The organism is Vescimonas sp., assembly GCF_057856985.1.
This window is the reverse complement of the sequence record NZ_DBLZXX010000002.1, coordinates 111,984-125,231: the sequence shown is the minus strand read 5'-3', so window position 1 is coordinate 125,231 and position 13,248 is coordinate 111,984. Positions and strand designations below refer to the sequence as shown.

8 protein-coding genes are annotated in these 13,248 nt (G+C 61.7%); 6 read left to right on the top strand and 2 right to left on the bottom strand.

Features of this window, described 5'->3' with window-relative positions; genetic code table 11:
* The first annotated feature begins 4 nt into the window (after positions 1–4).
* The 6 genes from ACZM22_RS03525 to ACZM22_RS03500 all read left to right on the top strand — a co-directional run bounded on the left by ACZM22_RS03525 (position 5) and on the right by ACZM22_RS03500 (position 10,198).
* A complete protein-coding gene (locus tag ACZM22_RS03525; RefSeq protein ID WP_489543137.1) occupies positions 5–976 on the top strand; it encodes a prenyltransferase/squalene oxidase repeat-containing protein in 972 nt (323 codons plus the stop codon).
* Between the two features lie 144 nt (positions 977–1,120).
* Positions 1,121–2,392 carry an SPFH domain-containing protein gene (locus ACZM22_RS03520; protein WP_483268436.1) on the top strand — a complete coding sequence of 424 codons (1,272 nt, stop codon included), beginning with the start codon at positions 1,121–1,123 and terminating at the stop codon, positions 2,390–2,392.
* A gap of 29 nt (positions 2,393–2,421) precedes the next feature.
* Positions 2,422–2,964: a DUF5684 domain-containing protein gene (locus ACZM22_RS03515; protein WP_489543136.1), complete on the top strand. Its 543-nt coding sequence runs from the start codon at positions 2,422–2,424 to the stop codon at positions 2,962–2,964.
* Positions 2,965–3,000: 36 nt separating this feature from the next.
* The gene (locus ACZM22_RS03510; protein WP_489543135.1) at positions 3,001–4,140 is read left to right on the top strand and encodes a hypothetical protein; all 1,140 of its coding nucleotides are present in this window, start codon (positions 3,001–3,003) and stop codon (positions 4,138–4,140) included.
* Positions 4,141–4,153: 13 nt separating this feature from the next.
* The gene (locus tag ACZM22_RS03505) at positions 4,154–4,924 is read left to right on the top strand and encodes a TPM domain-containing protein (protein WP_489543134.1); all 771 of its coding nucleotides are present in this window, start codon (positions 4,154–4,156) and stop codon (positions 4,922–4,924) included.
* Positions 4,925–5,104: 180 nt separating this feature from the next.
* The gene (locus tag ACZM22_RS03500; RefSeq protein ID WP_489543133.1) at positions 5,105–10,198 is read left to right on the top strand and encodes a leucine-rich repeat protein; all 5,094 of its coding nucleotides are present in this window, start codon (positions 5,105–5,107) and stop codon (positions 10,196–10,198) included.
* A gap of 59 nt (positions 10,199–10,257) precedes the next feature.
* On the opposite strand, the gene ACZM22_RS03495 is transcribed toward ACZM22_RS03500, so the two are convergent.
* Positions 10,258–10,956, bottom strand: coding sequence for a zinc-ribbon domain-containing protein (locus tag ACZM22_RS03495; protein ID WP_489543132.1), 699 nt, complete (start codon positions 10,954–10,956; stop codon positions 10,258–10,260).
* A 21-nt stretch (positions 10,957–10,977) separates the two neighbouring features.
* Positions 10,978–13,140: an alpha/beta hydrolase fold domain-containing protein gene (locus tag ACZM22_RS03490; RefSeq protein ID WP_489543131.1), complete on the bottom strand. Its 2,163-nt coding sequence runs from the start codon at positions 13,138–13,140 to the stop codon at positions 10,978–10,980.
* Positions 13,141–13,248 lie beyond the last annotated feature (108 nt).

Sequence of the window (13,248 nt, the reverse complement as noted above, 5' to 3'; positions counted from 1 at the left end):
TCGGATGAAACAGAGTATAGCGGCCCTGCTGCTGGCAGTGCTGGTGCTGCTGCCCGCCTGCGGCGCGCAGCCTGTGCCGGAGGCCCCGTGGCAGACGGCCTGCCGCGAGACGGGGGCCTATCTCCAGACGCAGGGCGCCCCCACGGCGGGCTCCATCGGCGGTGAGTGGGCGGTGATCGGCCTGAGCCGCGCGGGGCTGCTCAGCGACACGGCGGCCCGGAGCTACGAGCGGAGCGTGGAGGATTACGTGCAGCAGGCGGGCTCCGTGCGGCTGCACCACGCAAAATCCACCGAGAATTCCCGCACCATCCTAGGCCTGACGGCCGCAGGCTGCGATGCCGCCAACGTGGCGGGCGTGGACCTGACGGCGGGGCTGAGCGATATGACCTTCGTCCGTGCCCAGGGTCTCAACGGCCCCATCTGGGCGCTGATCGCTCTGGACTGCGGGGCTTACGATATCCCGCAGTGCGCCGACGGCGAGGAGCAGACCACCCGCGAAGGCCTGGTGGCGGAGATCCTGTCCGCCCAGTGCGCCGATGGCGGCTGGACTCTGATGGGCGACGTTTCCGACGTGGACATGACCGCCATGGCTTTGACGGCTCTGGCATCTTATCAGGAGGAGACAGACGTCAAGGCGGCAGTTGACGCGGCGCTGACCTATCTGTCCGATGCCCAGCAGGCCGATGGCGGCTTCATGAGCTGGGGCGAGAGCAACAGCGAGTCCTGTGCGCAGGTGATCGTGGCCCTGACGGCGTTGGGCATCGACCCCGCATCGGATGAGCGCTTCCTGAAGGACGGCGCGTCCCCGTTGGACGGCCTGTGTGCCTTTGCCTGCACCGGCGGCGGTTTTCGCCACAGCGCCCGGCAGACGAAGCCGGATGGCATGGCCACGGAGCAGGGCTTCTACGCCCTGACGGCCTACGACCGCTTCCAGCAGGGCAAGACGCGGCTCTTTGACATGACGGACATCGCATGATGCGGCACACCGCCGGTCCCCGCAGGGGCCGGCGTGTTTTTTATGTGCCGTGATTGCATAAGCACACGCTTTATGGTATGCTAAAAGTATCCGATGGGGCGAAACAGGGGAGCGCCCCCAAATTGCAGAAAAAGGAGAAAGACTATGGGACTTATCAGAGCGGCGATGGGCGCGGCCGGCGGTACGCTGGCTGACCAGTGGAAGGAATATTTTTATTGTGACGCCATTCCCGAGAACGTGCTGGCGGTAAAGGGACAGAAAAAGACCACCCGACGCTCCAGCAACCGTCACGGCGATGACAACGTCATCACCGACGGCTCCGTCATCGCGGTGGCGGACGGCCAGTGCATGCTCATCGTGGACCAGGGCAAGATCGTGGACATGTGCGCCGAGACCGGCGAGTATACCTACGACATGTCCTCGGAGCCGTCCCTGTTCTGCGGCAGTCTGGGCCAGGGCCTGAAGAACATGTTCGGTACCATGGCCAACCGCTTTACCTTCGGCGGCGAGGCCCCCAAGGATCAGCGCATCTACTACTTCAACACCAAGGAGCTTATCGGCAACAAGTACGGCACGCCCAGCCCCGTGCCCTTCCGCGTGGTGGACCAGCGGGCCGGCATCGACATCGACGTGGGCATCCGCTGCTTCGGCGAGTACAGCTACCGCGTCTCCAACCCCATGCTGTTCTACACCAACGTCTGCGGCAACGTCAGCGAGGACTACACCCGCGACCGGCTGGACAGCCAGCTCAAGACCGAGCTGCTGACGGCCCTCCAGCCCGCCTTTGCCAAGATCGGCGAGACCGGCATCCGTTACTCCCAGCTGCCCGGCCACACCATGGAGCTGGCCGACGCCCTCAACGAGGTGCTGAGCAAGAAGTGGCGCGACCTGCGGGGCATCGAGATCGTGTCCTTCGGCGTGTCCAGTGTCACCGCCGATGAAGAAGACGAGAAGATGCTCAAGGAACTGCAGCGCAACGCGGCCTTCATGGACCCCACCCGCGCGGCGGCCCATCTCGTTGGTTCTCAGGGCGACGCCATGAAGATGGCGGCGGCCAACAAGGGCGGCGCGGCCATGGCGTTCATGGGCATGAACATGGCGGGTCAGGCCGGCGGCATGAATGCCCAGGACCTGTACGCCATGGGTCAGCAGCAGACCGCCCAGCCGGCGGCGTCCCAGCCCGCAGGCTGGACCTGCTCCTGCGGCCATACCGGCAACACCGGCAAGTTCTGCGGCGAGTGCGGCGCACCCAAGCCCGCACCGGCGGGGGAATGGAAGTGCTCCTGCGGCGCGGTGAACACCGGCAAATTCTGCGGCGAATGCGGCAAGCCCAGACCTGCCGACGAGTGGACCTGCTCCTGCGGCAGCGTCAACAAGGGCAAGTTCTGCGCCAACTGCGGCAATCCCCGTCCCTGACACCGTGTGACATGTGAAAGGAGAAGACCATGCAGTTCATCGATTACTATTATTATGAGTACCAGATGGCCCCCAGCCCCTTCGCCAGCTTCCTCTCCCTGCTGCTGGGCGCGGCGGGCATCGTGGCCTGCTGGCTGCTGTTCAAGAAGGCGGGTAAGCCCGGCTGGGCCTCCATCGTACCCTTCTACAACGTCTATACCCTCTTCGAGATCACCTGGGGCAGCGGCTGGCGCTTTTTGATGCTGCTGATCCCCATCTACAACATCGTCCTGGGCATCCAGACCTGCATCAAGCTGGCCAAGGCCTTCGGCAAGAGCGGCGGCTTCGCGGTGGGCCTGATCTTCCTGCCCTCCGTGTTCACCATGATCCTGGGCTTCGACAGCTCCGTCTACCTGGGCGTCCCCGGGAAGGGCGGCTATCAGCAGTCTGCACCCAATCAGGATTACGCCCCTCGTCAGGACTATGCGCCCCGGCAGGACACCGGCTTCCGGCCCACGTTCTGCCCCAGCTGCGGCGCCAAGCTGGAAAATGACGGCAGCAAGTTCTGCCAGAACTGCGGACGGCCCCTGTAAGGCCGCCCCGGCCAGACTATGAGAGGGAGGAAAATTATGGCATCCCAAGTGACCAACTATAAATGCCCTGCCTGCACCGGCCCGCTGCACTTTGTGGGCGCGTCCGGCAAGCTGGAGTGCGACTACTGCGGCGCGCAGTACGAGGTGGCGGACATTGAAAAGCTGTACGCCGATAAGGAAGCCGCCGCAGCAGCGGCGTCCGAAAAGGCGGAGGCCAAAGCTGAGGCAAACCGCCAGAAGATGGCGGACATGGAGTCCCAGGGCTGGGATACCTCCGGCCTGAGCAGCGACTGGGGCGCGGAGGCCGACGGCATGAAGGCCTATAACTGCCCCTCCTGCGGCGCGGAGCTGATCTGCGACGCCTCTACCGCCGCCACGTCCTGCCCCTACTGCGGCAATCCCACCGTGGTACCGGGCCAGTTCAGCGGCGCGCTGAAGCCGGACTTCGTCCTGCCCTTCAAGCTCAGCAAGGAGGACGCCGTGGCCGCCCTGAAGAACCACTACAAGGGCAAGCCCCTGCTGCCCAAGGCGTTTACCAGCGGCAACCACATCGAGAAGATCCAGGGCGTCTATGTGCCGTTCTGGATGTTTGACGGCCAGGCCGAGGGCACCGTGGACTACGAGGGCCTCATCCACCACGAGTACGAGACCTCCGACTATGAGGTGACGGAGACGGAGCACTACGACGTTCACCGAGGCGGCTCCATCTCCTTTGAAAAGGTACCGGTGGACGCGTCCAGCAAGATGCCCGATGACCACATGGACTCCATCGAGCCGTATGACTACACCGATCTGAAGCCCTTCTCCACCGCGTACCTGCCCGGCTTCCTGGCCGACAAGTACGATGTCAGCGTGGAGGACAGCCATGACCGGGCCGACGGACGCTGCGCCGCCTCGCTGGAGAGCGCCCTGCGCCGCACGGCGGAGCAGTACGACAGCTGCATCCCCCTGCGGCAGGACATCCGGCTGCGGCGCGGCAAGGTGCATTACGCCCTGCTGCCTGTCTGGATGCTCCACACCAAGTGGAAGGGACAGGATTTCCTGTTCGCCATGAACGGCCAGACCGGCAGGCTGGTGGGTGACCTGCCCACGGATATGGGACGTTTCTGGACGATCTTCGCCGCCGTGGCGGCGCCGGTGGCGGCCATTACCGCCGCCATCATGATGCTGGTATAAGGGAGGCGGCGCAATGAAAAAGAGAATTTCTACGTTCCTGCTGGCCCTGCTGGCAGCACTGACGCTGACCGTCCCCGCATGGGCGGAGACCCAGCCCGGCGACGCCCTGATCTACGACACGGAGAGCCTGCTCACCGACGGCGAGCGCCAGCAGCTGGAATCTCTGGCCGACCAGATCACCTGGCAGTACGACTGCGCGGTGTACGTGGTCACCATCTACGACTACGAGCAGTACGCCGACGGCGTCTACGAGGCCGCCTGCACCATCTACAACGACTACGACTTCGGCATCGGCGAGGACCGCGACGGCGTGCTGCTGCTCCTGAGCATGTACGACCGCAGCTACAGCCTGTATGTCCGCGACGGCTACGCCCAGAGCATGATCGGCAGCTATGCCCAGCAGCAGCTGGAGGACAGCTTCCTGGACTATCTGGGCGATGACGACTGGTACGGCGGCTTTCATACCTATCTGACCACCTGCGCCGACATGATGCAGCAGGCGTCAGAGGGCCACGCGGTGCGCAAGCCTCTGGGCAAGGTGATTTTCCCGGCGCTGCTGGTGGGCTGCGGCGTGGCGCTGGCGGTGTGCCTGGTGCTGAAGGGCAAGATGAAGTCCGTCCGCCGCGGCGCGGAGGCGGATGTCTACGTCACCGCCGAGGGGCTGGATCTGACGGAGCGCTCGGACATTTACACCCACACCACCGAGACCCGCCGCAAAAAGGAGAAGAACGACTCCCAAAGCGAGTCCGGCGGAGGCGGCTCCGGCCGCAGCGGCCACTTCTGATAAAAAAGAGGACTGTCCATCGGACAGTCCTCTTTTTTGCGCTTTTTTGCAAAAAACAGGGGAAAAAGACCGATACTATGCAGCCAGCTTATTGAAATCACACAAAAACAGGTGTATCGTTACGTTGTAACGACCCACCGGCACATACCGGCGGAGATCATAAAGAAAAGGGGAGTTTCTGTGAAAAAACGTATCCTATCCATCCTGTTGGCGGCTCTCATGCTGCTCAGCGCCGTTCCGCTGGGCATAGTGGACACCGCTTGGGCGATCAGCAGCAGAGATACTGTTGTGGACAGCGGTACCTGTGGGGGTACACTAAACAACAGCCAACTGATGAAATGGACGCTGACCTCGGATGGTACCCTGACCATCAGCGGCGAGGGAAATATGTTTGGCGCGCCGTGGAGTCAGTACAAGAGCAAGATCAAAAAGGTGGTCATCGGCGAGGGAGTCAAATCCATTTCTGACAACGCGTTTCATTATTACGAAAATCTGCGCAGCGTATCACTGCCATCCACGCTGACTTCTATCGGAGAGGCGGCATTCTGGGCCTGCAGCAGTCTGCAAAGTATTACACTGCCTAATAACCTGACCAATATTGGTCTCAACGCATTCCGCGCCTGCCATAGCTTGACGCAGGTACTGATACCTGCCAGCGTGACGAGCATCGACGGCAGTGCGTTTGAGTGCTGTACAGGTTTGACGGATGTGGTATTCGAGGGAAACAGCCTGGAATTTGGCAGCGGCGCTACATTTTATGACTGTACCTCCCTGAAAAATGTGTTTTTCAATGGTACGAGGGCGGATTGGACGGCATCGCGGGGCAGCAGCGGCAGTGTATTGCCTGCAGCTGCACAGATATACTATAAAAACGACCTGATTTCCAGCGGAACTTGTGGGGACAATTCCTCAGGAAACAATACGCAGTGGAAGTTGACAAAGGCCGGTACATTGATCATTACCGTGGGCACAGGGTACACCGAGGGAGGGATTGCAGATTTTGCTTATGGGAAAGCGCCTTGGTATCAGGATATCTATGACAGTGGTATCCGCTGCCTGATCATCGGCAGCGGTATTAAAACCATCGGCAGCTATGCGTTTGCTGACTGCACCGATCTGGCGGAGATCATTGTGCCGGACGGTGTAATTTCTATTGGAAACGGTGCGTTTCTGCAAAACTCCGGCGCCAAAAGAGTGGTGCTGCCGCCTTCGACAGTATATATTGGTCATGGTGCGCTCCGGGACTGCTCGGCACTGACCTCGGTAAGCCTTCCGGACAGCATGAGCAATAGACTTTTTCTCGATATGTTTGAGGGCTGTACCAATCTGAAATCCGTAGATATCCCTGACGGGATTACCGATATCTATGAAGGTGATCTCGCGTCCTGCCCGAATTGGACGGACATCTATTATGATAACTGGGGGCGAGTATGGAATCGCGTTGTCAGCAATGTCCGTGATTCCATTCCGGATCGCATGAATGTCCATTTCAAGGACAACATCTACGACAGCGGCAGCTGCGGCGAGAACGTCACATGGACGCTGACGGCGGACGGTACCCTGACCATCAGCGGCACGGGAGCGATGACCGATTATACCTACGATTCCAGGTCACCGTGGTACAGCTGCAGGACGTACATCAAGCGCGTCGTCATGCAGCAGGGCGTGACCAGCATCGGCGACCTTGCGTTCTGGGACTGCAGCGGCCTGACGTCCGTGACAATTCCGGATGGTGTGACCAGCATCGGCGGCGATGCATTCAGAGGTTGTGCCGCACTGACATCTGTGACGATCCCGGGCAGCGTGACCAACGTTGGACAATCTGCATTCTGGGCCTGCAGCAGCCTGACGGATATCTACTATGGCGGGTATGGCACGGACTGGCAGAAGCTGAACGTGAGCATTCCGACGAGTGCCACGGTGCATTTCAAGGACAACATCTATGGCAAGGGCGATTGTGGTATCAATGTGACGTGGGAACTGACCGGTGACGGTACCCTGATCATCAGCGGCACCGGGCGAATCAGCAACTACAGCTACGACAACAACGCGCCGTGGTACAGCTGCCGGGCGTACATCAAGCGCGTCGTCATACAGCAGGGCGTCCGTGCCATCGGCGACTATGCGTTCGCTTACTGTGTTAGTCTGACATCCGTGGCGATTCCGGACAGCGTGACCAGCATCGGCGGCGGTGCATTCAGTGGTTGTGCCGCACTGACATCTGTGACGATCCCGGAGGGCGTGACCAGCATCGGCGACGGAGCATTCAGCGGCTGCACCTCGCTGACCTCTGTGGCGATCCCGAGTAGTGTGACGGAAATCGACGGCTCTGCGTTCAGCGGCTGTACGGAATTGACATCCATAACGATCCCCAGCAGCGTGACCAGCATCGGATGGAGTGCCTTTGAAAACTGTACTGCGCTGACGTTCATGACGATACCGGAGAGTGTGACCTATATCAGTGGAGAAGTGTTTTCCAACTGCGTCCGACTGGCCAGAGTAACCATTCCTAAGAGCGTGACAGAAATCAGCAGCAAGGCGTTCTACTACTGCGACAGCCTGACGGACGTGTACTACGCCGGCACGGCGGCGGACTGGGCGAAGATCAGCATCTCTGAGGGCAACGAGGATCTGCTGGCAGCAGCGCTGCACTGCAAGCCTACGCCTCTGACGGCCCCCAGCGTCACCGGCGGCAACGACAGTCAGGGCCGTCCTACCCTGAAATGGAACGCTGTCACCGGCGCGGCCAAATACGAGGTGTACCGTTCCTACAGCCAGAATGGAAACTACAGTAAGTACAGTACCCAGACGTCTACCGGCTACACCAACAGCTCCTATCTGACCAGCGGCAGTACGTATTACTACAAGGTCCGCGCTTTGGACGCCAACGGCACGGCAGGCCCTTGGAGCGACGTGGTTGCTGTGACCTGCCGACTGGGCCTGACAGCCCCCAGCGTCACCGGCGGCAACGACAGTCAGGGCCGTCCCACGCTGAAGTGGGACAAGGTCGCGGGTGCGGCTAAGTACGAGGTGTACCGCGCCCGCAGCCGCAGTGGTGAGTACATCAAGTATTCTACCGTCACCGGCACCAGCTACACCAACATCAGCTACATCGAAAACGGCAATACCTACTATTACAAGGTGCGCGCTCTGGATGCCAACGGCACGGCGGGTGCGTGGAGCAGCGTGGTCAGCGTCACCTACAAGCAGACTCTGTCCGCCCCCACCGTCACCGGCGGCAACGATGCGCAGGGCCGTCCTACCCTGAAATGGAACGCCGTCACCGGCGCGGCCAAGTACGAGGTGTACCGCGCCCGCAGCCGCAGTGGCGAGTACATCAAGTATTCTACCGTCACCGGCACCAGCTACACCAACACCAGCTACATCGAAAACGGCAACACCTATTACTACAAGGTCCGCGCTCTGGATGCCAACGGCACGGCGGGCGCATGGAGCAGCATTGTGTCCGTGACCTACCGCGCCGCCTCGACAGGTACGCTGTCCGCCCCCACCGTCACCGGCGGCAACGACAGTCAGGGCCGTCCGACCCTGAAATGGAACGCCGTGTCCGGTGCGGCCAAGTACGAGGTGTACCGCGCCCGCAGCAAGGACGGTGACTACATCAAGTATTCTACCATCACCGGCACCAGCTACACCAACATCAGCTACATCGAAAACGGCAATACCTACTACTACAAGGTCCGCGCTCTGGATGCCAACGGCACGGCGGGTGCGTGGAGCAGCATCGTGTCCGTGACCTATAAGCAGACTCTGCCCGCGCCTACCGTCACCGGCGGCAACGATGCGCAGGGACGCCCGACCCTGAAATGGAACGCCGTGTCCGGCGCGGCCAAGTACGAGGTGTACCGCGCCCGCAGCCGCAGTGGCGAGTACATCAAGTATTCTACCGTCACCGGCACGTCCTATACCAACACATCTTACATCGAGGACGGCAATACCTACTACTACAAGGTCCGCGCCCTGAAATCCGACGGCACAGCAGGCGCGTGGAGCAGCGTGGTCAGCGTCACCTACAAGCAGACCCTGTCCGCCCCCACCGTCACCGGCGGCAACGATGCGCAGGGCCGCCCAACCCTGAAATGGAACGCTGTCACCGGCGCGGCCAAGTACGAGGTGTACCGCGCCCGCAGCAAGGACGGTGACTACATCAAGTACAGCACCGTCACCGGCACCAGCTACACCAACATCAGCTACATCGAAAACGGCAATACCTATTACTACAAGGTGCGCGCTCTGGATGCCAACGGCACGGCGGGTGCGTGGAGCAGCATCGTGTCCGTGACCTATAAGCAGACTCTGCCCGCCCCCAGCGTCACCGGCGGCAACGACAGCCAGGGCCGTCCGACCCTGAAATGGAACGCCGTCACCGGTGCGGCCAAGTACGAGGTGTACCGTGCCCGCAGCAAGAACGGTGACTACATCAAGTACAGCACCGTCACCGGTACGTCCTACACCAACATCAGCTACATCGAAAACGGCAATACCTATTACTACAAGGTGCGCGCTCTGGATGCCAACGGCACGGCGGGCGCATGGAGCAGCATCGTGTCCGTGACCTACCGAAAGCCTGCCGCCGCTACGGTGGCCAGCGGCAAGTGCGGCGACAGCGCCAAGTGGACGCTGGACGCCGCCGGCACCCTGACCATCAGCGGCTCCGGCCGGATGTACGACTATGAGTGGCCTGCCGACAGGGGTGGGACTACGCCGCCCTGGCTTGCCAACAAGTACAGGGACAGCATTCGCGCCCTCCGCGTGGAGCAGGGGATCACCTATATCGGACGCTGCGCCTTTGACAGCTGCAGCAATCTGTCTGATGTGACACTGCCCACCAGCCTGCGGATCATCGGACAGTGCGCGTTTAACGACTGCACCGCCCTGCGGAGCATCCAACTGCCGGAGGGGCTGACCACCATCATGGAGGATGCCTTCAACGCAGCGGGGCTGGTGTCCATCACCTTCCCCTCCACCCTCGGGGAGCTGAGAGACGGCGCATTCATGAACTGTGAGAAGCTCCAGAGTCTGCGGCTGCCGGAGGGGCTGACCACCATTGGGAATTGGGCGTTCTACTGCAATCCCAACATCAGCAGTATTTATATCCCTGCGTCTGTTACAACGATCGGGGAGGAGGCATTTATCTACTACAACAATCTGGCCACCGTGCGCTACGGCGGCAGCCAGAGCCAGTGGAGTGCGGTGTCTGTGGCCGCCAATGCATTTCCTGATGGCGTTCGTTACGTGTACAACGTCAATTGACTGCCACACACAAAAACAGGACCGTTCACATGGAACGGTCCTGTTTTTTCATATTTTCTTTACAGGAAAAACTTTCGGTGCAGGCTGCGGCGCAGGGGCTTGCACCCCGCGATGACCAGCAGCATGGCGCCCAGCACGGTACACACCGCCAGCGGGTAGAACGACCACAGAAACGTGTCGTGCAGCCGGAACGTCACATTCAGCAGCCACTCCACCAGCACGGCGTAGCCGCCGGACAGGATGAGCCCGCCGCCGCAGATATACAGTGCGCCCGCCGGCACGTACCGCAGCAGCGCCACCACCGCCGTCACCAGTACCATGGCTGTTCCTGTCACCGGCAGGGCGAAGCTCATGAACCAGTGGCCGTGGGTGGCGCAGTTGATATACAGCAGGTACACGCCGATGACTACGAAGTCCACCGGCACGAAGATCACAGGGTTGGGCCGCTTGAACCACAGGGGCAGCACCACGGTGGTATACAGCAGCACCAGCCCGCCCACTACATAGCCGGACCATACGATGCCGCCGCTGAGCCGCCAGTCGCACAGCACGGAGATCACCGCCGGCAGCAGAAACAGTACCGTCAGCACGAACAGCACGCCCGCGCGGCTCACGTCCTCTACGCGGGGGCTGACATCCGGCGGATACGGGCTCTCGGCCTGCCCGCAGGGCAGATCGGGGTGGAACACACGGGTCCCGCACAGAGGACACACCTTTTCGCTGTCGGCCAGCTCCACGCCGCATTTGATACAATACATTGTTTTCGCTCCTTTCCCGTGTCAGCGCTGGTTGCTCTCCACCTTCACGTGGAGCCCCAGCTGCCGCAGCACACGGTAGAAATACATCTCCAGCTCCGGCTCGCGGATGCTGCGGATGCAGTTGATATACATGGTGCCGTTCCACGTCACCACACCGCAGTTGTGGGGCGCGGCGGCCTGCACACCGATGATGAAGTCCATCCGCCGGACGTAGGGGGCCATGGCCTCCGGCAGCTGCACGTTGCCCAGATTGGACAGACACAGGCAGGATTTGCACTCGCCCACGGCGTCAAACACCGCCTTCATGGCGATGTTCTTGATAAACAGCGGCATCACCCGCAGTACGGGGGACTTCTCACTGGCCACATTGGCGGCGAACTTGGCCCGCATGGTGCGTCGGTTGTTCTCCAGCCCCATCCGGTGGTGTACCTCGCCGCACAGCTCCTCGAAGCTGCACTCGCCCATGCGGGGGTCCAGCTCGGGTGTGATGTAGGACGCAAAGTTCCGCAGCGTCCGGCTGGGGAACAGACTCCGCAGGTTCACCGGCACCAGTACCTTCACCGGCTTGCGCCGCCGGGGGTCCCGCACCTTCTCCGCCTGCAGGTTCAGAATGGCCTGCATCATGGCGGCGCACAGCAGCTCCGTCACAGAGATGCCCCGCGCCCTGGCGCAGGCGCACACCGCATCGGCGGACAGCATCATGGTAATGAGGTTTTTGTAGCCATCCCGCTCCGCCGTGCCGCTGAGGTGGTAGGCGGTGGCCTCCTTGCGGCTGGCGGTGACGTCACCGGCATAGTGCAGGAAGCTGTCCTCCAGCTCCTCGGGGTCCGGCTCCTCCAACCGGCCCAGTACCCCGTTTTCCGCGGGGATGGCCACGCCGTACTTCTGGGTCAGGTACTCCGCCACCAGGGTTTTCAGGAAGATGAGCCCGCCGGTGCCATCGGTCAGGGCGTGGAAGAACTCCACGGCGATGCGGTCGCGGTACACCAGCACGCGGAAGGCGCAGCGCCGCACCTCCTGGAAGGGCACATGGGCCAGCGGGCAGCTTTTCTCCTCCTGAATAGGCGGCGTGTGGGGGATCTCTTCCAGATAGTACCAGAACACGCCCCGCCGCAGCCGCACAGCGATGGAGGGAAAGCGCCGCACCGTCACGTCCAGCGCGCTGCGCAGAACGGCAACGTCCACCGTCTCCGTCAGTGTGGCGGACAGGCGGAAGAAGTTGTTCCAGTTGCGGCGCTTGGCGGCGGGGTAGATCTTGGCGGCGTTGTCCAGCCGCATCCACCGGAGGCTCTGGGCGGGGGAAAGGTTCTTGGTGAGGAAGTGGTCGATGGCCTGAAAATCCTCGGCCATATTCTCCTCCAGACAGTACAGCACATAGGCGTGCCAGCGCTCCGGCGCGATGTGCAGCTTACTGCGGCAGCCGCATTGCAGCAGCTTTTCGTGGAGCAGCCGGGCATCGTCCAGCATCACCTCGTCGCCGCCGGCGAACAGCAGAGACGGCGGCAGCCCCGTCAGATCGCCGAACAGCGGCGAGCACAGCGGGTCGGTGGGATCGTCGGTGTAGCACTTGGCGTAAAACTCCAGCAGCGCCTTGGTCATGGAGGGGTCAATGTCCTTGTGCTCCTCATAGGACGCGCCGGAGCCGGTGAGATCGGTCCACGGCGAAATGCCGATGAGACCGCAGGGCAGCTCCATCCCCAGCTCCTTCAGCTTCAGGCACAGCGCGTAGATCAGCCCGCCGCCGGCGCTCTCGCCGCACAGCAGGATCTGCTTGGGCCCGTAGCCCTTTTTCAGCAGATAGCGATAGGCCTCCAGTGCATCGTCCAGCGCGGCGGGGAACCGGTTCTCCGGCGCCAGCCGGTAGGCGGCGCAGAACACCCGAACGCCGCACTCTGACGCCAGCGTGGAGGCAAAGCCCTTGGCATACTCCAGACTGCCGCAGGTATAGCCGCCGCCGTGGAGATACAGAATGACGCCGCTGCGCCGCTGGTCCTTTGGCATGACCCACGCGCCCTGAAAGCTGTCAAAGGCGTGGTCCTTTACCAGCACCTCCCGCTTGTGGAGGGCGGTCATCAGCTCGCCCAGCTTGTCCTGCCCCTTGCGGGTCACCTCCAGCGAGCAGTTGGCCACAAAGGGCTTGAAGAAATTCAGTTGTGAGCGGACTAACTTTGCCGACAGTTCCATAGGCCGCGTTCCTTTCGCATATTACTTCAAACCCATATTATACCAAACCCGTCAAGCCCTGTAAACATGCAGACCCTGCATCCGTCCCGGAAAGTGCCGCACGCAAAA

Excerpts from the sequence above, each read along its gene's own strand:
- ACZM22_RS03505 (WP_489543134.1), top strand. The coding sequence starts at position 4,154 with ATGAAAAAGAGAATTTCTACGTTCCTGCTGGCCCTGCTGGCAGCACTG.
- ACZM22_RS03495 (WP_489543132.1), bottom strand. The coding sequence starts at position 10,956 with ATGTATTGTATCAAATGCGGCGTGGAGCTGGCCGACAGCGAAAAGGTG.
- ACZM22_RS03515 (WP_489543136.1), top strand. The coding sequence starts at position 2,422 with ATGCAGTTCATCGATTACTATTATTATGAGTACCAGATGGCCCCCAGC.
- ACZM22_RS03510 (WP_489543135.1), top strand. The coding sequence starts at position 3,001 with ATGGCATCCCAAGTGACCAACTATAAATGCCCTGCCTGCACCGGCCCG.
- ACZM22_RS03525 (WP_489543137.1), top strand. The coding sequence starts at position 5 with ATGAAACAGAGTATAGCGGCCCTGCTGCTGGCAGTGCTGGTGCTGCTG.
- ACZM22_RS03490 (WP_489543131.1), bottom strand. The coding sequence starts at position 13,140 with ATGGAACTGTCGGCAAAGTTAGTCCGCTCACAACTGAATTTCTTCAAG.
- ACZM22_RS03520 (WP_483268436.1), top strand. The coding sequence starts at position 1,121 with ATGGGACTTATCAGAGCGGCGATGGGCGCGGCCGGCGGTACGCTGGCT.